The 22,678-nt window shown below is 63.0% G+C and carries 20 protein-coding genes; 7 read left to right on the top strand and 13 right to left on the bottom strand.

Annotated features, from left to right (window positions below; all coding sequences use genetic code 11):
* Nucleotides 1-237 precede the first annotated feature (237 nt).
* Nucleotides 238-1,131, bottom strand: a complete 894-nt coding sequence (locus AC3A5O_RS25260; RefSeq protein ID WP_014336406.1) for a PA4780 family RIO1-like protein kinase — start codon at nt 1,129-1,131, stop codon at nt 238-240.
* Nucleotides 1,132-1,370: 239 nt separating this feature from the next.
* The gene (locus AC3A5O_RS25255) at nt 1,371-2,162 is read right to left on the bottom strand and encodes an AraC family transcriptional regulator (protein ID WP_122567218.1); all 792 of its coding nucleotides are present in this window, start codon (nt 2,160-2,162) and stop codon (nt 1,371-1,373) included.
* Between the two features lie 79 nt (nt 2,163-2,241).
* Between AC3A5O_RS25255 and AC3A5O_RS25250 the strand changes: the two genes are divergently transcribed.
* Nucleotides 2,242-3,270 (top strand): bile acid:sodium symporter family protein, encoded by a 1,029-nt coding sequence (locus AC3A5O_RS25250; RefSeq protein WP_487753877.1) that lies wholly within the window; start codon nt 2,242-2,244, stop codon nt 3,268-3,270.
* On the opposite strand, the gene AC3A5O_RS25245 is transcribed toward AC3A5O_RS25250, so the two are convergent.
* Nucleotides 3,257-4,534, bottom strand: a complete 1,278-nt coding sequence (locus tag AC3A5O_RS25245) for an acetyl-CoA C-acetyltransferase (RefSeq protein ID WP_487753876.1) — start codon at nt 4,532-4,534, stop codon at nt 3,257-3,259. The genes AC3A5O_RS25250 and AC3A5O_RS25245 overlap by 14 nt on opposite strands.
* 257 nt (nt 4,535-4,791) lie before the next feature.
* Between AC3A5O_RS25245 and AC3A5O_RS25240 the strand changes: the two genes are divergently transcribed.
* Nucleotides 4,792-6,144, top strand: a complete 1,353-nt coding sequence (locus tag AC3A5O_RS25240; protein WP_487753875.1) for a 3-oxoacyl-ACP reductase — start codon at nt 4,792-4,794, stop codon at nt 6,142-6,144.
* A 2-nt stretch (nt 6,145-6,146) separates the two neighbouring features.
* A complete protein-coding gene (locus AC3A5O_RS25235) occupies nt 6,147-7,001 on the top strand; it encodes a MaoC family dehydratase (protein ID WP_487753874.1) in 855 nt (284 codons plus the stop codon).
* Between the two features lie 404 nt (nt 7,002-7,405).
* Here the strand turns inward: AC3A5O_RS25235 and AC3A5O_RS25230 are convergent, their stop codons facing one another.
* From AC3A5O_RS25230 to AC3A5O_RS25215, 4 genes are read right to left on the bottom strand one after another with little or no spacing between them, the layout of a single operon-like run.
* Nucleotides 7,406-7,960, bottom strand: a complete 555-nt coding sequence (locus tag AC3A5O_RS25230; protein ID WP_122567223.1) for a DUF4136 domain-containing protein — start codon at nt 7,958-7,960, stop codon at nt 7,406-7,408.
* A gap of 20 nt (nt 7,961-7,980) precedes the next feature.
* Nucleotides 7,981-8,598: a DUF4136 domain-containing protein gene (locus AC3A5O_RS25225; RefSeq protein WP_122567224.1), complete on the bottom strand. Its 618-nt coding sequence runs from the start codon at nt 8,596-8,598 to the stop codon at nt 7,981-7,983.
* Nucleotides 8,599-8,610: 12 nt separating this feature from the next.
* Nucleotides 8,611-9,360 carry a methyltransferase gene (locus tag AC3A5O_RS25220; protein ID WP_122567225.1) on the bottom strand — a complete coding sequence of 250 codons (750 nt, stop codon included), beginning with the start codon at nt 9,358-9,360 and terminating at the stop codon, nt 8,611-8,613.
* The gene (locus AC3A5O_RS25215; RefSeq protein ID WP_092205098.1) at nt 9,357-9,662 is read right to left on the bottom strand and encodes a MazG-like family protein; all 306 of its coding nucleotides are present in this window, start codon (nt 9,660-9,662) and stop codon (nt 9,357-9,359) included. The genes AC3A5O_RS25220 and AC3A5O_RS25215 overlap by 4 nt, the downstream gene beginning before the upstream one ends.
* 164 nt (nt 9,663-9,826) lie before the next feature.
* On the opposite strand from AC3A5O_RS25215, the gene AC3A5O_RS25210 reads away from it, so the two are divergent.
* Together AC3A5O_RS25210 and AC3A5O_RS25205 are read left to right on the top strand one after the other, a co-directional pair.
* Nucleotides 9,827-10,120 (top strand): hypothetical protein, encoded by a 294-nt coding sequence (locus AC3A5O_RS25210; RefSeq protein ID WP_003197447.1) that lies wholly within the window; start codon nt 9,827-9,829, stop codon nt 10,118-10,120.
* A 230-nt stretch (nt 10,121-10,350) separates the two neighbouring features.
* Nucleotides 10,351-11,700: an MATE family efflux transporter gene (locus AC3A5O_RS25205; protein ID WP_305491639.1), complete on the top strand. Its 1,350-nt coding sequence runs from the start codon at nt 10,351-10,353 to the stop codon at nt 11,698-11,700.
* Nucleotides 11,701-11,703: 3 nt separating this feature from the next.
* On the opposite strand, the gene AC3A5O_RS25200 is transcribed toward AC3A5O_RS25205, so the two are convergent.
* The 6 genes from AC3A5O_RS25200 to AC3A5O_RS25175 all read right to left on the bottom strand — a co-directional run bounded on the left by AC3A5O_RS25200 (nt 11,704) and on the right by AC3A5O_RS25175 (nt 18,516).
* On the bottom strand, nt 11,704-12,498 hold the full coding sequence (locus AC3A5O_RS25200) for a DUF4123 domain-containing protein (protein ID WP_487753873.1): 795 nt from the start codon (nt 12,496-12,498) through the stop codon (nt 11,704-11,706).
* Nucleotides 12,495-13,802, bottom strand: coding sequence for a type VI secretion system Vgr family protein (locus AC3A5O_RS25195; protein ID WP_487753872.1), 1,308 nt, complete (start codon nt 13,800-13,802; stop codon nt 12,495-12,497). Before AC3A5O_RS25195 ends, AC3A5O_RS25200 begins: the two co-directional genes overlap by 4 nt.
* Nucleotides 13,803-14,221: 419 nt before the next feature.
* On the bottom strand, nt 14,222-16,135 hold the full coding sequence (gene speA, locus AC3A5O_RS25190; protein WP_122567229.1) for an arginine decarboxylase: 1,914 nt from the start codon (nt 16,133-16,135) through the stop codon (nt 14,222-14,224).
* Nucleotides 16,136-16,346: 211 nt separating this feature from the next.
* The gene (locus tag AC3A5O_RS25185; RefSeq protein ID WP_487753871.1) at nt 16,347-16,718 is read right to left on the bottom strand and encodes a translation initiation factor Sui1; all 372 of its coding nucleotides are present in this window, start codon (nt 16,716-16,718) and stop codon (nt 16,347-16,349) included.
* Nucleotides 16,719-16,887: 169 nt separating this feature from the next.
* A complete protein-coding gene (locus AC3A5O_RS25180; protein WP_305469548.1) occupies nt 16,888-17,445 on the bottom strand; it encodes an NUDIX hydrolase in 558 nt (185 codons plus the stop codon).
* A 3-nt stretch (nt 17,446-17,448) separates the two neighbouring features.
* Nucleotides 17,449-18,516, bottom strand: a complete 1,068-nt coding sequence (locus tag AC3A5O_RS25175) for a DUF2333 family protein (protein WP_122567231.1) — start codon at nt 18,514-18,516, stop codon at nt 17,449-17,451.
* A gap of 284 nt (nt 18,517-18,800) precedes the next feature.
* Between AC3A5O_RS25175 and AC3A5O_RS25170 the strand changes: the two genes are divergently transcribed.
* Together AC3A5O_RS25170 and AC3A5O_RS25165 are read left to right on the top strand one after the other, a co-directional pair.
* Entirely contained in the window at nt 18,801-20,471 is a 1,671-nt protein-coding gene (locus AC3A5O_RS25170) for a GGDEF domain-containing response regulator (RefSeq protein WP_192263661.1), read from the top strand.
* A 52-nt stretch (nt 20,472-20,523) separates the two neighbouring features.
* A complete protein-coding gene (locus AC3A5O_RS25165; RefSeq protein ID WP_305469546.1) occupies nt 20,524-22,470 on the top strand; it encodes a methyl-accepting chemotaxis protein in 1,947 nt (648 codons plus the stop codon).
* Nucleotides 22,471-22,678 lie beyond the last annotated feature (208 nt).

The following is a 22,678-nucleotide window of genomic DNA, read 5'->3' as shown; positions in this document are numbered from 1 at the left end:
TATACATAGATGCAGCCGGGTCGCAGTGTTGAAAAGCGGGTGACAGTGGAGGCGAGTCCATACATAAGAGCGGAACCCTAAGCCGCCGTTACGCAAAAAACGGATCTACACACAAAACAACCAGACACCGAGCTTTCAAAAAAACCAAAAAAAACGGCGCTTCCCATTTCTGAAAGAAGCGCCGTTTTTTCTAAGTGAACAGCATTACGACCATTGGCCGGTTTTCTGTTCAACCGATCATTGCATCCACGGCGGCGGTGGTTCTTCGGTCTTGCCGGGTGGGGCATCGTCGGCAGCGCGGACGGCCTGGCGGCGTTCTTCATCCAGGCGAGCCGCCTCGATTTCACGCATGATCCCACCGACATCCGCCAGCTCTTCCGGCTCGTCGAACTCGCCGGTCAGCACGCTGGCCGGGTGCAAGGTACCGGCTTCATACAGCGCCCACATTTCCTTCGCGTACTTGGTGCGCTTGAGTTCCGGGGCGAACCGGCCGAAGTAGGACGCCATGTTGCCCACGTCCCGCTCCAGCATGCTGAAGGCATGGTTGTTACCCGCGGCATCCACGGCTTGCGGCAGGTCGATGATCACCGGCCCCGTCGGCGTCAGCAGGACGTTGAACTCCGACAGATCACCGTGCACCAGGCCGGTACACAACATCAGCACGATCTGGGAAATCAGATAGGCGTGGTATTCACGGGCCTGGTCCGGCTCCAGCACCACATCGTTCAGGCGCGGCGCCGCATCGCCGTACTCGTCAGCCACCAATTCCATCAGCAGCACGCCTTCAAGGAAGTCGTACGGTTTGGGCACGCGCACACCCGCACTCGCCAGGCGGAACAGCGCCGCCACTTCGGCATTCTGCCAAGCGTCCTCGGTTTCCTTGCGGCCGAACTTCGAGCCCTTGGCCATGGCCCGGGCCTGACGGCTATTGCGGACCTTGCGGCCTTCCTGATACTCGGCCGCCTGACGAAAACTTCGCTTGTTCGCCTCCTTGTAGACCTTCGCGCAACGTAGCTCGTTGCCGCAGCGCACCACATAAACAGCTGCTTCTTTACCACTCATGAGTGGGCGCAGCACCTCGTCGACCAGACCGTCCTCGATCAGGGGTTCAATGCGTTTTGGAGTCTTCATCAGCTTTTATTGTGGGTCCTTTATTACCAAACACGCGAATGACAGTCGTTATACGGCAATCCTTCCTCCACGGGGAGGGGTTGCCGACCTATGAACCGGTGATGCACACAATGTGCCGGATCAATCGACCACGCCGAATCATAGCCGAGACCGGACCTGACACTGGCAATTGAATACGCAGGTATTTGCGACAAGAGCTGACAGTCATGTCTACCGCCGTCGTAGGCCAGTGCGGCGACTCAATGCTTGAACAACTCCCCCGGGGTATACCCGAACATCCCCTTGAACGCGGCAATGAATGCGGACGTTGAATCATACCCGCAGGACAACGCGGCGCTGGTGACGCTATCGCCTTTCTCCAACGAGCCCAGGGACGACAACAAGCGCATGCGCTGACGCCAGGCCCGAAAACTCAGGCCGGTCTCACGCTGGAACAAGCGCATCAGGGTTTTTTCCGAGGTGCCCAGACGTTCAGACCAGGCTTGCAAGGTGACGTTCTGTTCGGGCTGTTCGATCAATTCGTTACACAGCGCAAGCAAGCGAGCATGTCGAGGCAGCGGCAGGGAAAATCCCACTTCCGGCAACGTCGCCAACTGGTCCAGCAGCACCTGCACCAGCCGTTCTTCCTGGGTATCGCCCTGGGGATAATCGACCGGAAGCTGACAGAACACCTTGATCAACTCACGGGCCAGCGGCGTGACTTCCAGCACCCGACAACGCTCGTCGGCCCAGGGGCAGGCGTGGCGATGCACATACAGGCTGCGCATTTCCGCCCGGGTGGAGGTCACCACCTGATGTTCCAGGTCGGCCGGGATCCAGATGCCCCGTTGTGGCGGGGCGAAGAAACTGCCGGCGGCGGTGTGTACGCCGAGAACGCCGCTGATGGCGTAGGAAAATTGCACCCAGTCATGACGATGGGCTTGGGTCCAGGAGCCGGCGCTCAAGCTTTCGACACGGGCGTACAACGGCCTAGGCAATTGCGTCAGGTCAGGGATACGGCGTTCCAGCTGCTGGTGTCCGTTAGGCGGCATTGATTGGCCTTATGTCGCAAGACGACTGATGAGGACGACGTTAGGCTAAGTCGACTTTTCTGACAACATGCGGTGCCCTATGCATATCTTCAGACACCTCAAACGCATGGTGACCGACTGGTTCCTGTGCGGCATGGTACTCGCCACGCTGCTGGCGTATTTCTTTCCCACCTTTGGTGCCAAGGGCGGTGCCATGCATGCCGAATGGGTGGTCAACATCGGCATTTTCGTGGTGTTCTTCCTGCACGGGGTCAACCTGTCCGGCGAGCAGATCCGCCACGGCCTGAAGAACATCCGGCTGCACGTGATGGTGCAGGCGTTCACCTTTGGCGTATTTCCGTTGCTCTGGCTGCTCAGCAACTGGCTGCTGGGCAGCCACGTGCCGGCGCTGCTGATGCTGGGGTTCTTCTACCTGTGCGCCCTGCCCTCGACAATTTCGTCCTCGGTGGCCCTGACCGGCAGTGCAAAAGGCAACGTGCCGGCGGCGATTCTCAACGCGAGCCTGTCCAGCGTACTGGGGATTTTCCTGACCCCGTTGCTGGTCAGTTTCGTGGTCGGCAGCGGCGCTGGTGGCATCGACCTGGGTTCAACCTTGCTCGACCTGTGCATGATGTTGCTGCTGCCACTGGTGCTGGGGCAGTTCCTGCGGCGTTGGCTGGCCGGTTTTTTCGGTCGGTACAAACGCTACACCAGCATCATCGACAAACTGGTGATCCTGCTGCTGGTCTACGCGGCCTTCTGCAACTCGATGGTGTCCGGCATCTGGGGCCAGCAAGGTAACGGCGTGTTGCTTAGCGCAGTGATGGGCAGTGCCGTGCTGCTCGCAATCATCCTGTGGGCGACCACCCGCACCGCCCGCGTCCTGAAATTCAGCAGTGCCGATGAAGTCGCCGCGGTGTTCTGCGCCAGCAAGAAATCCCTCGCCGCCGGAGTGCCGATGGCCGCATTGATTTTCGGCAACCACCCGGGCCTGGGGCTGATTTTGCTGCCGATCATGATCTACCACCCTCTGCAGTTGATCGTCTGTTCGATCCTGGCCGAGCGCTACGCCAGCCGGCACAAAGAACTGGCGTCCTGCCAGGATGGCGCGCTGCTCAACGCTCGATAATCGCCGTCACGCCCTGGCCGGCGGCGGCGCAGATGGAAATCAACCCGCGGCCTCGCCCGGCGGCATCGAGCAACTTGGCGAGGTTGGCGACAATGCGCCCGCCCGTGGCGGCAAACGGATGCCCGGCGGCCAGGGAACTGCCCTTCACATTCAGCCGGCTGCGGTCGATGGACCCCAGTGGTGCATCGAGGCCCAGACGGGTCTTGCAATAATCCGGGTCTTCCCAGGCCTTCAGCGTGCACAGCACTTGGGCGGCGAACGCTTCGTGGATCTCGAAGTAATCGAAGTCCTGCAAGGTCAGGCCGTTGCGCGCCAGCAAGCGCGGCACGGCGTAGACCGGCGCCATCAGCAGCCCTTCGGCGCCATTGACGAAATCCACCGCCGCCGTTTCACCGTCGCGCAGGTACGCCAGGATCGGCAGGCCCCGGGCCTTGGCCCACTCTTCGCTGCCCAGCAGCACCAACGAGGCGCCGTCGGTCAGTGGCGTGGAGTTGCCCGCGGTCATCGTGCCCTTGGCGCTTTTTTCGAAGGCCGGCTTGAGAGAGGCGAGCTTTTCCAGGGTCAGGTCCGGGCGCAGGTTGTTGTCCCGGGTCAGGCCGAGAAACGGTGTCATCAAATCGTTCTGCCAACCTTCGGCGTAGGACGCGGCCATTTTCTGATGGCTTTCCAGGGCCAACTGGTCTTGGGCTTCCCGGGGGATCTGCCAGGTCTGGGCCATCAATTCACAGTGCTCGCCCATGCTCAGGCCGGTGCGCGGTTCGTTGATGCGCGGCAGATCCGGCATCAGGTGCTGGGGGCGCAATTGCAGGAAGGTCTTGATTTTATCGGCGGTGGTCTTGGCGCGATTGGCTTGCAGCAGAATCTTGCGCAGTCCTTCATTGACGGCGATCGGCGCGTCCGACGTGGTATCGACGCCGCCGGCAATACCGCTGTCGATCTGCCCCAGGGCGATTTTGTTGGCCACCAGCAGCACCGTCTCCAGCCCCGTGCCACAGGCCTGCTGCACGTCATAGGCCGGCGTCATCGGTGACAACCGCGAACCGAGCACGCATTCGCGGGTCAGGTTCATATCCCGGGAGTGCTTGAGCACCGCACCGGCCGCCACTTCGCCGATGTGCAAGCCATGCAGGTTGTAGCGTTCGATCAGCCCCTCGAGGGCAGCCGTCAACATCGCCTTGTTGCTGGCGGTGGCATAGAGCCCGTTGGAGCGGGCGAAAGGAATGCGGTTACCACCGATGATCGCGACGCGGCGTAGTTGTGTCATGAAAAACTCCCTGTGCAGGTCTAGTGCCCTATGAAAACTCAACCGAACCCTGTGGGAGCAAAGCTTGCTCGCGATGAACGATGACGCGACCTACCCTGAAAACGCGGTGTCTGCATCGCGGGCAAGCTTTGCTCCCACAAGGATTCGGTGCCTTGGAGAAAGCGCTTGCGCTCAAGCTTAGGCTTTATCTGGCCGATCGAACGACTGATTGCCAATCATGGTCCACACTTGGAACCTCATCAGCCGGAGTGTGTTCCATGTCTGACCGTTATATCGACTTCGCCAATTCGCCCCTCGGCCGGCGCATGGTCGGGTCCCTCGGCCTGCCCTCGCCGGTACGCCTGGAACGCTGGCAGGCCGGGCGGCTGCGGCCGATCGAAGGCGCACTGCTGCTGGGCGGTGGGCCATTGACCGAACAGATCGGCACGTTCGCCAAGCGCCTGACCGACAGCATTTTCATCTACGGCGGCGAACCGACCGTGGCCACCGAGTGGATCCCCGGCCACGGCCCGAAAATCAAGGCGGTGGTGTACGACGCCAGCCATTTGGTGCAGGTCGACCAGCTCAAGCAGCTGCGGGAATTTTTCCAGCCACTGATGAAAAACCTCGACCACAGCGCCCACGTCGTCCTCCTGGGGCGCGCGCCGGAAAGTCTTGCCGATCCCTTCGCCGCCAGTGCCCAGCGGGCGTTGGAGGGTTTCAGCCGTTCCCTGGCTAAAGAGTTGCGCCACGGCGGGACGCTGCAACTGTTGTATGTCGGCGATGGTGCCGAAGCCCAGTTGGAAGGTGCCCTGCGGTTTTTCCTGTCGCCCAAGAGCGCCTTCATTTCCGGGCAGGTCATTCGCCTCAACGCCTGTGACACCCAGGTCCATGACTGGACCCGACCGCTCACGGGGCTCAAGGCACTGGTCACGGGCGCAGCCCGCGGAATCGGCGCGTCTATCGCCGAAACCCTGGCCCGCGATGGCGCCGACGTGATCCTGCTGGACGTCCCCCAGGCCAAGACCGACCTCGACGCCCTGGCGGCACGCTTGAGCGGGCGCAGCATCACGCTGGATATCTGCGCCGAAGAGGCCGCCGCCCAGTTGATCGAGCACTTGCCCGACGGCGTCGACATCGTGGTGCACAACGCCGGCATCACTCGGGACAAGACCCTCGCCAACATGACCCCGGAATTCTGGGACGCCGTGCTGGCCGTCAACCTCAACGCCCCGCAAGTGCTGACCAAGGCCCTGCTCGACAGCGGGACCCTGCGCGACAATGGCCGGGTCGTCCTGCTGGCGTCCATCAGCGGCATTGCCGGCAACCGTGGGCAGACCAACTATGCGGCGAGCAAGGCAGGGTTGATCGGCCTGGCCCAGGCCTGGGCGCCGCTGCTGCAACCTCGGGGCATCAGCATCAACGCCGTGGCGCCGGGCTTCATTGAAACCCGCATGACCGCCGAGATCCCCTTCGCCTTGCGCGAGGCCGGGCGGCGCATGAGTTCCCTCGGCCAGGGCGGCTTGCCTCAAGATGTCGCTGAAGCCGTGGCCTGGCTCGCGCAACCGGGCACGGGTGCCGTAACCGGGCAGGCCCTGCGGGTATGCGGGCAAAGCCTTTTGGGAGCATGACCATGACGATCCAATGGCATGAGGTCAGCAGCCCGCCATCCATGTCCGGGCTCTATTCGAAAGCGGCGACGCGGCGCAAGGTCACCGGAACGACCTTGCCCGAGGAAGGCCTGCGCCAGGTGCTTCAGGTCGACCCGCAACGCCTGGCGGCCTATCGCAAAGTGTGCGGTTTCGTTGATAACGGACTGCTGCCGCCGACCTATCCCCACGTCTTGGCGTTCGCCCTGCAGATGCAATTGCTCACGGGCCGGGACTTTCCATTTCCGCTGTTGGGGCTGATCCATTTGAGCAACCGCATTCGCGTCTTGCGGCCCATGGGCGGGGTCGGTCAGGTGCGGGCCAGCGTCCATGTCGAGAATCTGCAAGCCCACCCCAAAGGCGCGGTATTCGACCTGGTGACCGGCCTCGATGATCAATTGGGGCCGTTGTGGGAGGCCCGGAGCCAGATGCTGTGCAAAGGCGTCCAGCTTGACGGCGCGCTTGTAGAGGACTCACCGCAGGCCAGCCTGCCCTTGGTTGAGGTGGCGCGCTGGACCGCACCGGCGGACATCGGCCGGCAATACGCCAAGGTTTCCGGCGACTACAACCCGATTCACCTGAGCGGCATCAGTGCCCGGCTGTTCGGCTTCCCCACCGCCATCGCCCATGGCCTGTGGAACAAGGCCAGGACCCTGGCGGCGCTCGATGGCCATCTGCCCGAGGCCAACATCGAGATCGACGTGACCTTCAAGAAACCGGTGCGCCTGCCCAGCGAGGTGACCCTGCTGTCCAGCGCGGCGGGCTCCAGTGGGCAACTGCAACTGGTGGGGGCCGGGGCGTTGGAGCATATGGTGGGCGAGTGGCGGCCGGTGACCTGAACAGGTCGATGGTATTCACAGTTTGTTCCGGGGTGTTCATAGATCCGAGGTCCACCGCCAATCCCCTGTGGGAGCGAGCTTGCTCGCGAAAGCGGTGGGTCAGCTTGCATGGATGTTGAATGGGCTGCCGTCTTCGCGAGCAAGCCCGCTCCCACAGTTTGTTCGGGGGGTGTTCATAGATCCGGTGTCCACCGCCAATCCCCCTGTGGGAGCGGGCTTGCTCGCGAAAGCGGTGGGTCAGCTTGCCTCAAGGTTGAATGAGCCGCCGTCATCGCGAGCAAGCTCGCTCCCACAGATTTGTTCCGGGGTGTTCATAGATCCGGTGTCCATCACCACTCCCTGTGGGAGCAAGCTTGCTCGCGATTGCGGCGGATCAGCTTGCACCCATCCTGAATACGCTGCGGTCAGCGCGGTGGGTAGTTGGACAGAATCCGCCCCACCGTCTCGCGCACGGCCGTGTTGCGGTCGGTCGGGTTGGGGGAGTTGCTGAGCATTCGTTCATCACTACCACGCCACACCAGCTTGCCGTCCTTGCCGTCGAGCAGGTCGATCTGCACAGTGGCGACTTTGTAGCTGATGTTGCGGGTTTCGTTGTACATCGGCCCACCCCAGTAGCCATTCCAAGGCCCACCCCAACCGCCGCCATAGTTGGTCGTGACCTGCTGCTGGCGGTCCTCGACGATCAAATAAGCCTGGACCAGCACATCGCCGCGCCCGTCCGCCGCAGGGCGCAGGCCGCGCTGGTCGAGTTGATCAGCCACCGCCTGGCGGATCCGCTGTTCGGTCAGGTCGCTCTTGATGCGTGGGTCATCGGGGCGATATTGCAGCGCCGGGTCTTTCCAACTCCAACTGCGATACGCCGCGAAATCACGGCTGGCGTCGAAGTCATGATTGACTGGGTTTGAGGCACAGGCCCCCAGCAACAGGGTGAAGGCCAGTAGAGCAAGACGGCGAAACATGGTTTTTCTCCGTTGCGTAATCAACTTGGAGGATACGTCGACATGGCTTTTTCCACCGCTTCGCGAATGGCATCGGTGCGCTCGCTCTGGCTGCCCCGCTGACCGGTCTCGGCGCTGGCGCTCCACACCGGCTGACCGGTGCGGGCATCGAACAGGTCTACCCGAACCACCACGACCTGCTCCTGATACGTGCGCACCATCGGCATCGGATGGTACACGCCATAACCCGGACCGTAGCGGTCATAACGGTTATAGCCGCCGTAGTAACCGGCATCATAGTCGTCCCGGACCTGACGCACGCGAGTCTCCAGGCGCAGGTCGGCGCTGACGAACAGGTCGGCGGGCCGGTTGTCATGCAGGGGCCGTAGGCCGCGCTGGTCGAGAGCATTGCTCACCGCTTCGGCCACCTGGGCCGAATCCGCCCAGGCAGTGCCCGGTGGCAGGCGCCCGTCGCGCCAGGCCCAACTGCGATAGCGCCCGTAATCACGGGGCGGCGCAGGGTAGGCACTGCGGTCGAATACCGTGGCGGCCTCGGGTGGCGCCGGCGGCAACGGATTGGAGGTGGCGACATAGGGGTTGCTGCCCTGGCAGGCCACCAGCCCCAGGCACAGCACCAACAACCCTGAACGACCTTTCATTTCGCTCTCCGCTTACACCGGACGGCAGATCCAGTGCAGATAACGTCCCAACCCGGCAAACGCCGGATGGCGACGGTGAGCCAGCTCCATTTCCAGTAATTGCGCAAGTTCCACGCGGCCCTGGAACTCCACCGGCATGTAGTCATGGAAAACCCGCACACCACTCTGGCTTTCGACCTGCCACAGGCCTTCAAGTTGCGCCGCCAATTCTCGCGGATCAAGGGGTTGTTGCGGCGTCAGGCTCTGCTTTTCACCGGCCATGTCGTTTTTGCGCAACTTGCGGAAATGCCCCTTGAGCAGATTGCGATAGACCAGCGCGTCACGGTTGTAGAACGCCAGGGACAACCAGCCGCCAGGCGCCGTAAGTTGATGCAGCACCGGCAGGATCGCGTGAGGCTCGGCCAGCCACTCCAGCACCGCGTGACACAGCACCAGGTCGTAAGGTTCGGTCAGTTGGCCGAGCAGGTCCTGCCACGGCGCCTGGATGAACGTGGCCTGCTGGCCGGCCTCGGCAAAACGCTGGCGGGCGCCTTCGAGCATGGGCTCGGCCGGCTCGGCCAGGGTCACCTGGTGGCCGCGCTCGGCCAGCCACAACGACATGTGGCCCAGGCCTGCGCCGATGTCCAGCACGCGCAATGGACGTTGCGCCAAGGTTTCCAGCAGGTCGGCCTGAAGCACCGCCAGGCGGATCGCACCCTTGGCCCCGCCGTAGATTTTTTCCGCGAAGCGCGTGGCGAGCAGATCGAAATGACGGTCGCTCATTGGCCGAACCGCCGTTCGCTGTCGGCCAGTTTGCTGCGCACCACGGCGTCCATGTCCAACCCCAGCTCGCTGCAAAGCAGCAACAGGTACAACACGATGTCACCGACTTCCTGCCCGGCATGGGCCAGTTTGTCCGCTGGCAACTGGCGGGACTGGTCCTCGGTCAGCCATTGGAAAATCTCCACCAGTTCGGCCATTTCCACACTGGCGGCCATGGCGAGGTTTTTCGGGCTGTGAAACTGCCGCCAGTCGTTATGGTCACGAATGGCATGCAGGCGTTCGGTCAGTTCAACAAGGTTCATCGGGTTCTCCTGAATGCGCATAGCTTCAGGGGGATGACCGGGGAAGGCAAGAGTCTCGGTACGAAGCGACGGTTTGCCCCATAATCGAACCAACTCGGCCGCCACAGCTCCTACAATCAGGAGCCAACGGCTCAGCTCGGATTCCCTCCCATCAGGATGCACATATGCAGGTAGAAAGCTTTTTCGAATGGCTCGGCCAGGCGCTCGGTTCGGTAATCCGGTTCATCGTCGACCTGCTCAGCGGCCTCTTCAACACCCTGGCCAACGCCGGCGGCAACTTCGTCGATGGGCTGTCGCGCACCTTGGGCATGGACACATCGATCATCAGCATCATCGCGCTGATCCTCGGGCTGATGCTGCTGTACTCGGCGATCCGCGCCTTCATGCGGGCCTCGATCGTCATGGGCATCATCTGGCTGGTGCTGGGGTTGTGGTTGCTGAGCTGGATCATTCACTAAGGCTGGAATCGATACTGCGCCAGCCCCCTTGTGGCGAGGATGCTCTGTGGGAGCAAGGCTTGCCCGCGATGAATATGACGCGGTTTCCCAGGGAACCGAGGCGCCTGGATCGCGAGCAAGCTTTGCTCCCGCTGAATGGGGATAAATCCCCTCGCCACAAGGAGTCCAAGATCCCCTGGAGAACGATCAGACCATAACCCGCTACAATCGCGCTCCATCAAGGAGCCCCCATGTCCAACCTGATCACCGACTGGCGCGACCGCCTGACCCATCGCCGGGTCTGGGCGCTGGCGGCGCCGATGATTCTTTCGAACATTTCCGTGCCGCTGGTGGCGCTGGTGGACAGCACGGTCATCGGCCATTTGCCCCATGCCCATCAGTTGGGCGCAGTGGCGGTCGGGGCGAGTTTGTATACGGTGCTGGCGTGGGCCATGGGTTTCTTGCGCATGGGCACCACCGGGTTCGCCGCCCAGGCTGCCGGGCGGGGTGACGGGGCGGCGTTGCGGCAAGTGTTGTTGCAAGGACTGTTGTTGGCGATGGGGCTGGCGCTGCTGCTCGGTGCCGTCGGCGTGCCGTTGAGTGGCGTGGCGTTGCACTTCATGCAGCCGTCCGCCGAGCTCAACCAACTGACCCGCGACTTCTTCCACACCCGGCTCTTTGGCTTGCCGGCGGCGCTGGCCAGCTATGCGCTGGTGGGCTGGTTCCTCGGCGCCCAGAATGCCCGAGCGCCGTTGGCGATCCTGCTGGTGACCAACCTGGTCAACATCGCCCTGAACCTGTGGTTCGTGATCGGCCTGGACTGGGGCGTGACCGGTTCGGCCCGGGCGTCGGTGATTGCCGAGTGGACCGGTGCTCTGGTCGGCCTGGCCCTGGCTCGCAAGACACTGCGGGCCTGGCCCGGGCAGATGGCCTGGGCGGCCCTGGGCGTGTGGCAGAACTGGCGCCCGCTGCTGGCGGTGAACCGGGACATTTTCATTCGCAGCCTGGCACTGCAAGCGGTGTTTTTCCTGATCACGGTGCAAGGTGCGCGCCTGGGGGACGCAACCGTGGCGGCCAATGCCTTGCTGCTCAACGGCCTGTTGCTGACCGCCCATGCCCTGGACGGCTTGGCCCATGCTGTGGAAGCGCTGTGCGGCCATGCCATCGGCGCCCGCGACCGCCTGGCCTTGCGTCGTTCGCTGGTGGTGGCCAGCGGTTGGTCGCTGATTGCAAGCCTCGGCTTTGCCCTGCTGTTCCTGCTCGCCGGCCACTTGTTCATCGACATGCAAACCGATATCCCCGACGTGCGCGCCACCGCTTACGACTACCTGCCCTACCTGGCGACCTTGCCGCTGATCGCGGTCTGGAGCTATTTGCTCGACGGCCTGTTCATCGGTGCCACCCGCGCCCGGGAAATGCGCAACGGCATGGTCTTGACCCTACTGCTGGTGGCCCCAATCGCCTGGATGCTGCTGGGTTTGGGCAACCATGGACTGTGGATCACCTTCCTGCTGTTCATGGCCCTGCGCAGCCTGACCCTCGGTGCGTTTGCCTGGCACTTGCAGCGGCGCGACCGTTGGCTCGGCGCGCCACCTCAATAACCGTCAATCCAGGCGGCCCTGCCAACGCCGCCGCAGGCGATCGAGACGCTCGCGCGGCGAACCACCCTCCGGCCCCGGGATGGGTCGGGCATCGGGGTATTGCAGGCGCAGCCACAGCCAGTCGTCGAGCACCGTGCGTTCGGTAAACCCCAGCGCCAGCCCTTGCTGCAAATCCTCCCAGAGCCGACGGTAGTCACGCCCGGTGGAACTGGACCATTGCCACGCGTGGCGCTCCAACAGGCATCGTTGCAACTGGCCCTGCTGTCGACCGCTGAGGCCGTGCTCCTTCTCCAGCGCCGCCACCGGCACTCCCGGGTTGGACAATTGTTGCCAGCCCTGGCTGCCGATTGCACGGTCGGCCCATGTGCCACCGAACCAGCGCAACAGACTGATCGGCCCCAGCCAACAACTGAGCTCATGGGAATCGCAACCGTCGAAGAAATAGCTGGCGGTGTGCGGGTTGTAGTAGTTCAACAGGGCTTTGTGATGCAGGCCCAGCGTCACTGTCAGCATGCGCCGCAGATGCGCGAGCACTTGCACGGTGGGCTTTGGGCTGGTCAACAACAACCCCGGCCAGGCGCGCGGGTCCAGGTGACAAAGACTGGCCAGCGCTGGCGATTGGCGCAGTTCCACCAACAGCGGACCGTGCTCGCGAAGCCCATGCAACTCGGTGCCTTCGAACAGGGCAAAGCGCCGGGCCTCGGCGAACTGCGAGTGCACCCGCCGCACCGCCTCAGGTGCACTCGGTACGTCCAGCAGCAACCACTGCGGCGTTGGTCCAGGCACGGCCGCGCTCATCGAGCCACGCCCGCGCCGCGGCCCATGAGCATACGGCAGGTGCACAGCGGTTGGGCGCAGGGGCTGAACGGTCCGCCTTCGGGCAACAGGCACAACAAGACCAGCGGCTGGGCCTCTCGCATCGCCGACAACAGCACCGGATCGACCACCGACGACCCGAGTGTTTCGTCTGGGGATGACTCATCGGCAATCTCGGCCGAGGCAGGTTCGCTCAGAAATGCACTGACCAGCGGCCGATCCGGATCGCCTTCGATAAAGCTCACCAGCACCTCGGTACCGTCACCCAGCGCGCCCACCCCGCCAGCAGCCAGTTCGGGCGCCAAGGGCAGCCAGCAATGACTGGGGCTGGAACCTTCGCCCTGATAGACCCAGTCAAACTCCACCGCCACGCGCCCCGCTCCTTGCTCCGGCGGCTCGTCCACCGCCACGACCCAGCCGCGCTGCCGGCTCACCATGCGTGGTTTGGCCGGGACGTTGTCCGGCACGAACAACACGCCCCGGGGAATGGCCTTGAAATGGTTGCCATACACACCCGCCTGGGCGTGATGCTCGACCTTCGTCAACAACCAGCGCCGGTTCCAGTTGGCAAACGGATGGTCCGTCAGCATCAGCACCTGGCCACCCCGCAAGTTCGTCAGCTCGCTGCGCCCCTGGGCGACCTGCTGCCCCGAGACATCGGTGTGCACGCTGAAGGTCCGCACTGCGGCAGTCGGCCCGTCGTCCACGTAGACCGCCTTACCGGCGGGGGGAAAACTGTGGGGATTGTCGGCGAACACCAGGCAATGCCCGTCCCGGGTGTGTTCGAAATGAAAGTGGATACCCGCCTGGGCACATACGCGCTGGAGGAACCGTAGGTCCGATTCCCGATACTGGGTACAGAAATCCTGCGGTGGATAATCGCCGCTCAGGTCCAGGCACAGGCGGCGGCCCCTGATGCCATGGGCCTTGAGCACCTGGCGAATGATCTGCGGCACCGAGCGGGCACTGAACACCCGCTGGCTGAAGCGCTGCGCCAGGCAAGCCAGCTTCGGCCCGATACGCACCCGGCAACCGGCGCCATGACGGTGCTGGACCAACTCATGGAGCTGCCCATGAATACCCCGGCCTGGGGTCCCGAAACTCAACCAGACGCTGCGGTACAGCAGGCTCGCCAAGTCCAGGCTCGCATCATGCAACAAGAGCTCCACTTCATAGACGAAGGGTTCGCTGATGGCTTCGCTACCCGTGAAGGCCACGACGTCAACGGGCTCGGGCAGACCGGCTATCTCCAGACGGAATGCTGGCTCGCAGGCTGGATCGGACATCGGCGTTTCTCTACAGGAGGGGCGGTCGGGGATTCTCGCCGACCGCCATGGCCTAGTAGAGGGGCGAAGTACAGGTTAGGAAAGGGACTACACGAAATAAGGACATCACCGATTAAATGCACCGGTGTGAGGAAACATCTGCGACGTAAAACAAAAATGCCCTCCGGGACTGTCCGAAAAAACCCGCAACATGCGGTTTGTTTTCTGACAGCCCCGGCGGGCAGTGTCGATCAATCAAGAGGAGCGGGGAACAGACACAGTCCCGTGGCGAGGGAGCTTGCTCCCGCTGGGCTGCGCAGCAGCCCCAAACCAGCCAACCCTAAAGTATCGCGTCGCCTGGATTACGACTGCTGCGCAGCCGAACGGGAGCAAGCTCCCTCGCCACAGGTTCCATTGCCTGGAAGGCCCTCACGTCCCCATCAGGAAGACAGGTAAGACGAACGCGTCAGCCCCAGGCGCAGCGCATCGAGGAACTGGGTGCGCTCGGCGGCGCTGATGCGGGCGCTGGCGCACTTGTCGCGGTAGTGCGTCATCAACTCCTCCGGCGACAAGTGCACGTAGCGCAGCATGTCTTCGATGGTGTCGTGGGTTTCGATACCCGCGTGGTACACGCTGCCGTCGGCGTTCTGGTAGATGTTCACCGAGTCGGTGTCGCCGAACAGGTTGTGCATGTCACCGAGGATTTCCTGGTAGGCGCCCACCAGGAAGATGCCTAGCAGGTAGTCTTCACCCGGATTGAGGGCGTGCACCGGCAGGCTGGTCTCAATGCTCTGCTCGTCGACGTACTGCTTGATCTTGCCGTCGGAGTCGCAGGTCAGGTCTTGCAGCACAGCGCGGCGCAGCGGCTCTTCGTCCAGGCGATGCAACGGCAGGATCGGCAGCACCTGGCCGATGGCCCAGGTGTCCGGCAGGCTCTGGAACACCGAGAAGTTGCAGATGTATTTGTCGGCCAGCTTGTCGTTGAGCTCATCCAGCACCTGGCGGTGCGAGCGCTGGCGGGCCTTCAACGAGTTGTGCAGGCGACGGCACACGGCAAAGTAGCACTGCTCGGCCAAGGCTTTTTCCGCCAGGGTCAGCTTGCCGTCGGCATATTGGGTCGCCACGTCGCTCATGTAGTGCGTGGCGCGCCAGTAGGTCTCGGTGACCATCTCGATATCGGTCGGGCCCAGCAGGTCAACCAGCCATTGCACGGTTTCCGGCAATTCCTGCTTGTTGTCGATCACCGGCACGTCGTCGTTGTGTTTCTCGACGTCGGTCACCTGCACTACCAGCATCGCGTGGTGGGCGGTCAGCGAGCGGCCGCTTTCCGAGAAGATGTGCGGGTGCGGCAAGCTCTGGGCATCGCAGAACTCCTTGAGCATGCCGACCACGACACCGGCGTAATCATCCATGTCGTAGTTGATCGAACTGGCATTGCGCGAGTGCGTACCGTCGTAGTCCACGCCGAGGCCACCGCCGACGTCGATGTGATCCACCGGCAGGCCGAGGTTGCGCAGCTCACCGTAGTAACGGATCGCTTCCTTGAAGCCGTGCTGATAGTCCGCCAGGTTGGCGATCTGCGAACCCATGTGGAAGTGCAGCAGGCGAATGCCCTGGTCCAGGCCAGCAGCGCGGAAGCGCTCGACCACCGACAACAGTTGCGCGGCCGACAAGCCGAACTTGGACTTCTCGCCACCGGTATCAGCCCACTTGCTCGACGCCAGGGACGACAGGCGCACGCGCAGGCCCACCTGTGGCTTGACCTTGAGCACTGCGGCCTCTTCGATCACCAGTTCGACTTCGGACTCTTTCTCGATGACGATGAAGACGTTGTGACCGAGCTTCTGGCCCATCAACGCCAGGCGGATGAATTCGCGGTCCTTGTAGCCGTTGCAGACGATGGTCCCGCCCTTCGGCGCCAGGGCCAGCACTGCCAGCAGCTCCGGCTTGGAACCGGCTTCCAGGCCGATGGAGACGTTCTGGGTGGCGATGATGTTCTCGATCACCGCTTCCTGCTGGTTGACCTTGATCGGGTACAGCGCGGTGTACTTGCTCTGGTATTCCAGGCGCGCGATGTTGCTGTCGAACGCGCCGGTCAGTTGGCGCACGCGGTCTTGCAGGATGTCGGGAAAACGCACCAGCAAGGGCAACGAGAGGCCACTCTGGCGCAACTGGTCGACTTGCTCGAACAGGTCGATGGGCGAACTGCCCGGGCCGTTCGGACGGACTTCGACGCGACCGGCTTCATTGATCGCGAAATAACCGGCCCCCCAATGGCGAATCCCGTAAACGCTGCGGCTGTCCGCAACTGTCCATTGGCTGCCATCGTCTTTGCGTGTGCGTCGTACGGACATCGAAGTCCCCTATAAAGAAGTCAAAATGCACCATCCGGTCGGAGGCTGGGGCAGTCTAGAGAGTGAAAATGACGAATTGCCTGTTAGCAAGGTAGACCCTGCTCCCAGCGATGAGTTTAGAAGCCCGTTCAGAACAGGCTCTGTGAAAACCATGCGGGCGACCTCGAACGCAGGGTTCGGGTCCAGCCGAGGGTGGTTTTCACAGAAGCTGCTAGCCGCCGGATTTCTTTGCCTTGAAGCCGTGCTTGACCAGTTCCGCCAACAGCAGCTCGACGTGATCGCCCTGGATCTCGATGATGCCGTCTTTCAACGCGCCACCGGTGCCACAGCGCTTCTTCAACGTGGAGGCCAGTTCCTTGAGCGCGTCTTCGGCCAACGGCACGCCGGTGATCGTGGTCACCGTCTTGCCGCCGCGACCTTTGCTTTCACGGCGCACACGGGCGATGCCGTCACCTTCCGGGATGGCGGTCTGTTTGCAGATGCAGGCATCCACCGGTTGACGGCAATCAGGGCAATGACGACCGGCGTCGGTAGAAAATACCAGGCCGCCCAGGGCGGCGAAGGATGCGGCTTTTTTGGCCACCGGCAATCCTCTTGGGAGGACAAAGACTGGTCGAGGGGAGAACGTGCCTCGACCGCGAAACCCCACTCAGGCAGGGGCAGCGCTACTGGACCGCAGAGGCGGTTCAGCTTGAAAAGTCGCGCAGTGTAACGGCAAAAAGCCGACTTGCTAAGGGCCAATCAGCGCCAATTTATAGCTTCTTTGCGACGTCGCCACCGTGGACGCGCAAATAGCGTTCAAGTGCCGCCAGGGAGTCCGGGCAGTAAGGCATGCGCTGGATTTCATCGAGCACCTGTTCAAGCGGCAGGAAACGCGCTTCGAGGACTTCTTCAGGTTGCAAGACCAACGGGCCGTCCCACACCGCCGAAAACGCCGAGCACCACAGGCGACTACCGGGGTCTTCGAAATAAAAATGGTCGTGGGCGGTCAGCTCCACGCCGCTCACGCCCAGTTCCTCAGCCAGCTCACGGGCGGCCGACTCGGCGTAGGTCTCGTCGGCCTGGACCATGCCACCCGCCGCCACGTCCCAGAAACCCGGGTAGATGGCTTTGCTCAGGGTGCGCCGGTGAACGCACAGTTCACCGGCCGAATTGAACAGCATGATGTAGGTGCCGCGTCCGATCAGGCCGCGCTCGCGCAACTCCGAACGCACCAGGCTGCCGAGCAGGTTGTCGTGCTCGTCGACCCACGCGATCAGCTCGGCATCCGAGGCCACTCGGTGAGCGACCTCCCGGGGGCTTTCGCTCATGGATCAGCCCTGGTTCAGCAGTTGCCGCAAGTCGATGACCGCTGCGTTGGCCCGGGAAATGTAGTTGGCCATGACCAGCGAGTGGTTCGCCAACACACCGAAGCCGCTGCCGTTGAGGATCATCGGGCTCCAGACCGGTTCCTGGGACGCTTCCAGCTCACGAATGATCTGCCGCACGCTGACCGTGGCGTTCTTTTTCGCCAGCACATCGGCGAAGTCCACCTCGATGGCGCGCAGCAGGTGCGACAACGCCCAGGCCTGGCCGCGGGCTTCATAGAACACGTTGTCGATCTGCAGCCACGGGGTCTCGACCACCTCTTCGTCCACCTGCGGCACCTGGCCCGGCGCCGGGACTTCGGTTTTCAGCGAGGTGTTGAGCTTGACCCGGCCAACGCTGGCCGACAGGCGCTGGGACAACGAACCCAAGCGCGTGCCGACGTCCCCCAGCCAGTTGTTCAGGTTGTCGGCGCGGGCGTAGAACAGTGCGCTTTTCTGGCTCGGGTCGGACAGCCGCGCCTGGTAGCGGCTCAGGGAATTGATGCCTTCCTGGTATTCGGATTCGCTGGAAGGCAGCACCCAACTGCGGTTGTCAAAGTTGAAACGCGGCTCGGCCTTGGCCAGGTCGGCATCCTCGGCGGACTGGGACTGGGAACGGGCGAAGTCCTTGCGCAGGGCGCGGCTCAGGTCGCGGACTTGCACCAGCACGCCGTACTCCCAGCTCGGCATGTTGTCCATCCACAGGCCCGGCGGGAAGCGGTCGTTGGAAATGTAGCCACCCTGCTTGGTCAGCAAGGTTCCGGCCACGGTCTTGAGCGTCTCGACGGTGGTGTAGCCCACCACCATTTGCCGGCCATCCTTCTCGGCCGCGGCCTGGGCGTTCTGCTGCACGGGGAACAACGCGGGCTCCTGGCTCCAGTACCAGCCGAGGGCAATGGTCACCAGCAGGTAAAGACCAATCAGCGTGGCCAGTGCGCGGCTGAAAAAAAGCCCACCCAGGTAGCTGCGGGTGTCCGATTTCGGCTCGGCGGCACGTTCAGGCGCGCTGCCCGCGCGGTTTTTCCAGTCCAGCATGGCGATATCCCTTCAATCACTTGAGTTCTCGATTCGACCACAACCCTACGCCATCGTGCCTGATTTGAAACGCGATAATGCGGCGCCAATCATGCCGGGCGCGACAGGGCAATCGAACAGCACTATAAAGGAAGCGTTGCCATCGGCCTACGAGACTGTCCAGTCACAAACTGAATTGGGCGACTGGACAGAATATTGACGTATGACACTCATGCGGAGGAAAAGAGGTGCTAGCATAGAGCCACCAGTCGATCTCAGCATGCACCCTAACTAGTAGTCAGGATATGACCGAGCCAGAAGACCCCAGCCGTGAGCGCCTCAAGCACCACTTTGCCCAGCGGGTAATTCATCAGGCTCGTCAGATCCTGGAGATTTGGCAGCGCCTGCAACGCAGTGAGTGGTCAAGCACCGACCTGTCGGAGCTCAGCGAGGCCAATCTGCGCCTGCTGCGCTTCGCCGAGCGCTTCGAACAGCCCGAGCATTCCCTGCTGGCCCAAGGCATCAGCCAGTCGCTGCAAGCGGTGGACGCCAATCGCGGGCGCCTGAGCAGCCACCTGATCACCGAAATCAACCGCCTGATGCAGCGCTTGTCGCGCACCGGCCTGCGCCATGGCGACCAGCTCGAACAAACTTTCCTGCCGCCGCTGCGCAAACCCATCTACGTGATGCTGCAGGACCATGACCGCGCCGAACGCCTGGCCAAGCAATTGGAGTTCTTCGGCCTCAGCGCCCAGGCGCTGGACAGTGTCGCGGCGTTCCGGGCCTCGATGGTTGAGCGCCTACCGGCGGCGATTGTCATGGACGTGGACTTCAGCGGCCCGGGCACCGGCCTGAAACTGGCCGCCGAAGCCCAGGAAGGCCTGGAACAACCGTTGCCGCTGCTGTTCTTCAGCTTGCTGGAAACCGACACCCCGACACGCCTGGCCGCGGTACGCGCCGGCGGACAGGAATTCCTCACCGGCACTCTCGAAGCCTCGAGCCTGCTGGAAAAGATCGAAGTGCTGACCTGCGTCGCCCAGTACGACCCCTACAAAGTGCTGATCATCGATGACTCCCGCGCCCAGGCCTTGCACACCGAACGCCTGCTCAACAGCGCCGGCATCATCACCCGCACGCTGATCGAGCCGATCCAGGCCATGGCCGAGCTGGCGGATTTCCAGCCCGACCTGATCATCCTCGACATGTACATGCCAGCCTGCACCGGCACGGAGCTGGCCAAAGTGATCCGCCACAATGACCGCTACGTCAGCGTGCCGATCATCTACCTGTCCGCCGAAGACGACTTGGACAAGCAGCTCGATGCCATGAGCGAAGGCGGCGACGATTTCCTGACCAAGCCGATCAAGCCCCGGCACTTGATCACCACCGTGCGCAACCGTGCCGCCCGGGCGCGCAACCTCAAGGCGCGGATGGTGCGCGACAGCCTCACCGGCCTGTACAACCACACCCATATCCTGCAACTGCTCGAGGATTGCAGCTTCCGCGCCCGTCGCGAAGGCAAGCCCCTGAGTTTTGCCATGCTCGACATCGACCACTTCAAACGGGTCAATGACAGCCACGGCCATCCCATGGGCGACCGGGTGATCAAGAGCCTGGCGCTGTTTCTCAAGCAACGCCTGCGCAAGACCGACTTCATCGGCCGTTACGGCGGCGAAGAGTTCGCCATCGTCATGCCCGACACCGACATCGACGCCGCCTGCAAGGTGCTGGACGAGATTCGCCAGCGCTTTGCTGAAATCCACTACCCGGCCCAGCCCCATGATTTGTGGTGCACCTTTAGCGCTGGCGTGGTGGAGATGAGCGATGATTCCGACAGCCTGATGATGGCCAGTCAGGCGGACGAAGCGCTGTACCGCGCCAAGCACGCCGGGCGCAACCGGGTACAGAGCGCCCGCCAATCAAAGCAAAGTGCCACCTTTTCATCGGAATCGACTGATTCAGTCATAAACCTGTAACTCAAGCGCAATAAATTCAGGCACTTACGATTCTGCCCCTGGTAGACCTTTGATGCGCCTGAAGCTGCTGACCAATCTCAACACCCTCCTTTTAGTCGCCGTGTGCCTGGGCCTTGGGGCTACCCTGTGGTGGTCGCAGATCGCCCTGGAACGGCCTTACTTGCTGATGGAGCGCTACCTGGGCCTGTCGCGGCAGTTCCAGGGCGACGTGGCGCGCAACGTCGAGGACTATCTGGCCAGCGGCGACGCCTTGCGCCTGAGCGCGGCCACCCAGGCCTTGGAGACCCTGCAGAAAGATCTCGACCAGTTTCCCCCGGAGTTGGCCCAGACTCTGCGTCCGAGCCTGTCCAACCTTGAGGGCTTCAGCAAGACCGATCTGCTGGCCGCCGGCAAGCTGGCCGGTGATCCACAGGCCTTGTTGCTGCAGGCCGAACGCGAACTGAGCGCCAGCCTCGACCAACTGGCCCAATACGCCAATGGCGCCCCGGCCTACCTGCCACCGTTGTTTGCCGCTTCGCAGCACCTGGGCCGGTTGTCCCTCACGCGGGACAAACTGGTCAGCAGTGGCCGTAGCGAATTGGCCGCCGATGTCGAACGGGAACTGGCGAGCATCCGTGTCGAAGCCGAACGCCTCGACAGCCTGCCACTGCTGGGCGTCACCGTCAGCAGCGAATCGGGCAGCGATGATTTCGCCGCGCTGATGGGCCTGGAAACCCAGGAAAAAACCGTCGCCGAAGACGCCGGCATCGCCCTCAAGCGCGAACTCAACAGCCTGCTCGGCCGTTATCCGGCGGAATTGACCCGCACCCGCGAACTGATCCAGAAACGCACCGAACTGAGCAATGCAACGCACCTGAAAATCGCCGATGTGCAAACGGCGATCGATACCCTGGAACCGGCGGTCCGGGCTCAGCATGGGCAGATCCAGGGAGAGGTTCGCATGATCCAGGGCGTGATGATCGGCCTGATCCTGCTGATCGCGCTGCTGATCGACACCTTGCAGCGGCGCCTGGCCCGGACCTTGACGCACCTGGCTCCAGCCCTGTCGACCTGGGCCGAGGGGGATTTCAGCCGGGACATCCACGTGGGCGCCAGCAACCGCGAAATGCAGGACATCGGGGCTTCGCTCAATCGCCTGCGCGCTTACCTGGTGGACCTGGTGGGCACCATTCGGGTGAACGCCGAACAGGTCGCCGGCAGCAGCCGGGCCCTGGCGGAGCTGAGCGGCGAGCTGCACAGCGGGGCCGAGCATCAGGCCGGCGACACGGCGCTGATCCGTGATTCCCTCAGCGAACTGGAGGCGACGATCCAGCAAGTGGCCGGCGATGCCAGCCAGGCCGCCGACGCCAGCCGCAGCGCCGGGCAAGCGGTGGAGCAAGGGCAGAAAGTCATCGGTTTGAGCCTCACGGGCCTGCATGCGCTGGTGGGGGAAGTGCAAGGCAACGCGCAGATGATCGAACAACTGGCTGAGGAATCCGCAACCATCGGGGGCGTGCTGACGGTGATTCGCTCGATTGCCGACCAGACCAACCTGCTGGCTCTCAACGCGGCCATCGAAGCGGCTCGCGCCGGGGAAATGGGCCGGGGCTTTGCGGTGGTGGCCGAGGAAGTCCGCTCCCTGGCCCAGCGCACGGCCGGCGCCACCGCCGAAATCCAGACGCTGATCGCCCGCCTGCAACTGGCCGCACGCCAGTCGGTGGACGGCATGCGCGCCCAGGTCGAACACGCCGAAGCCACCGCCAACCAGGCGCAAGCGGCCGACGGCGCGCTGGATGAGATCGTCGGCGCCATCCAGACCATCTCCGACACGGCAGTACGCATCGCCGACGTCACCGCCCAACAAAGCGGTGCCGTCAGCGAAATCCGCGATCACAGCGAGCGCATTCACCAACTGGGCGGGGACAACCTGCTGCGCATCGGCCAGGGCCGGGAACAGGGCGACAATCTCCTGGTACTCGGCGGGCGTTTGCACACCGCCGTGCAAGCGTTTCGGGTCTAGCGCCAAAGACTGGATGAATCGTTGTGGCGAGGGAGCTTGCTCCCTCGCCACAGGGTCGATTCCGAAAGAAGTGAACACTCATCGTCAGCCGCCATCTCCTGTGGGAGCGAGCTTGCTCGCGATAGCGGTGGGTCAGCTTGCATCGATGTTGAATGTGCCGCCGTCATCGCGAGCAAGCTCGCTCCCACATTGATTCGGGGGACCCGGG

The organism is Pseudomonas sp. Soil_N_39 (assembly GCF_057655955.1).
This window is presented reverse-complemented; position numbering and strand designations above follow the sequence as displayed.

Bases quoted from the DNA above. Each gene is read 5' to 3' on its own strand.
- AC3A5O_RS25260 (WP_014336406.1), bottom strand. From the start codon at position 1,131: ATGAAGACTCCAAAACGCATTGAACCCCTGATCGAGGACGGTCTGGTC.
- AC3A5O_RS25255 (WP_122567218.1), bottom strand. From the start codon at position 2,162: ATGCCGCCTAACGGACACCAGCAGCTGGAACGCCGTATCCCTGACCTG.
- AC3A5O_RS25250 (WP_487753877.1), top strand. From the start codon at position 2,242: ATGCATATCTTCAGACACCTCAAACGCATGGTGACCGACTGGTTCCTG.
- AC3A5O_RS25245 (WP_487753876.1), bottom strand. From the start codon at position 4,534: ATGACACAACTACGCCGCGTCGCGATCATCGGTGGTAACCGCATTCCT.
- AC3A5O_RS25240 (WP_487753875.1), top strand. From the start codon at position 4,792: ATGTCTGACCGTTATATCGACTTCGCCAATTCGCCCCTCGGCCGGCGC.
- AC3A5O_RS25235 (WP_487753874.1), top strand. From the start codon at position 6,147: ATGACGATCCAATGGCATGAGGTCAGCAGCCCGCCATCCATGTCCGGG.
- AC3A5O_RS25230 (WP_122567223.1), bottom strand. From the start codon at position 7,960: ATGTTTCGCCGTCTTGCTCTACTGGCCTTCACCCTGTTGCTGGGGGCC.
- AC3A5O_RS25225 (WP_122567224.1), bottom strand. From the start codon at position 8,598: ATGAAAGGTCGTTCAGGGTTGTTGGTGCTGTGCCTGGGGCTGGTGGCC.
- AC3A5O_RS25220 (WP_122567225.1), bottom strand. From the start codon at position 9,360: ATGAGCGACCGTCATTTCGATCTGCTCGCCACGCGCTTCGCGGAAAAA.
- AC3A5O_RS25215 (WP_092205098.1), bottom strand. From the start codon at position 9,662: ATGAACCTTGTTGAACTGACCGAACGCCTGCATGCCATTCGTGACCAT.
- AC3A5O_RS25210 (WP_003197447.1), top strand. From the start codon at position 9,827: ATGCAGGTAGAAAGCTTTTTCGAATGGCTCGGCCAGGCGCTCGGTTCG.
- AC3A5O_RS25205 (WP_305491639.1), top strand. From the start codon at position 10,351: ATGTCCAACCTGATCACCGACTGGCGCGACCGCCTGACCCATCGCCGG.
- AC3A5O_RS25200 (WP_487753873.1), bottom strand. From the start codon at position 12,498: ATGAGCGCGGCCGTGCCTGGACCAACGCCGCAGTGGTTGCTGCTGGAC.
- AC3A5O_RS25195 (WP_487753872.1), bottom strand. From the start codon at position 13,802: ATGTCCGATCCAGCCTGCGAGCCAGCATTCCGTCTGGAGATAGCCGGT.
- speA (WP_122567229.1), bottom strand. From the start codon at position 16,135: ATGTCCGTACGACGCACACGCAAAGACGATGGCAGCCAATGGACAGTT.
- AC3A5O_RS25180 (WP_305469548.1), bottom strand. From the start codon at position 17,445: ATGAGCGAAAGCCCCCGGGAGGTCGCTCACCGAGTGGCCTCGGATGCC.
- AC3A5O_RS25175 (WP_122567231.1), bottom strand. From the start codon at position 18,516: ATGCTGGACTGGAAAAACCGCGCGGGCAGCGCGCCTGAACGTGCCGCC.
- AC3A5O_RS25170 (WP_192263661.1), top strand. From the start codon at position 18,801: ATGACCGAGCCAGAAGACCCCAGCCGTGAGCGCCTCAAGCACCACTTT.
- AC3A5O_RS25165 (WP_305469546.1), top strand. From the start codon at position 20,524: ATGCGCCTGAAGCTGCTGACCAATCTCAACACCCTCCTTTTAGTCGCC.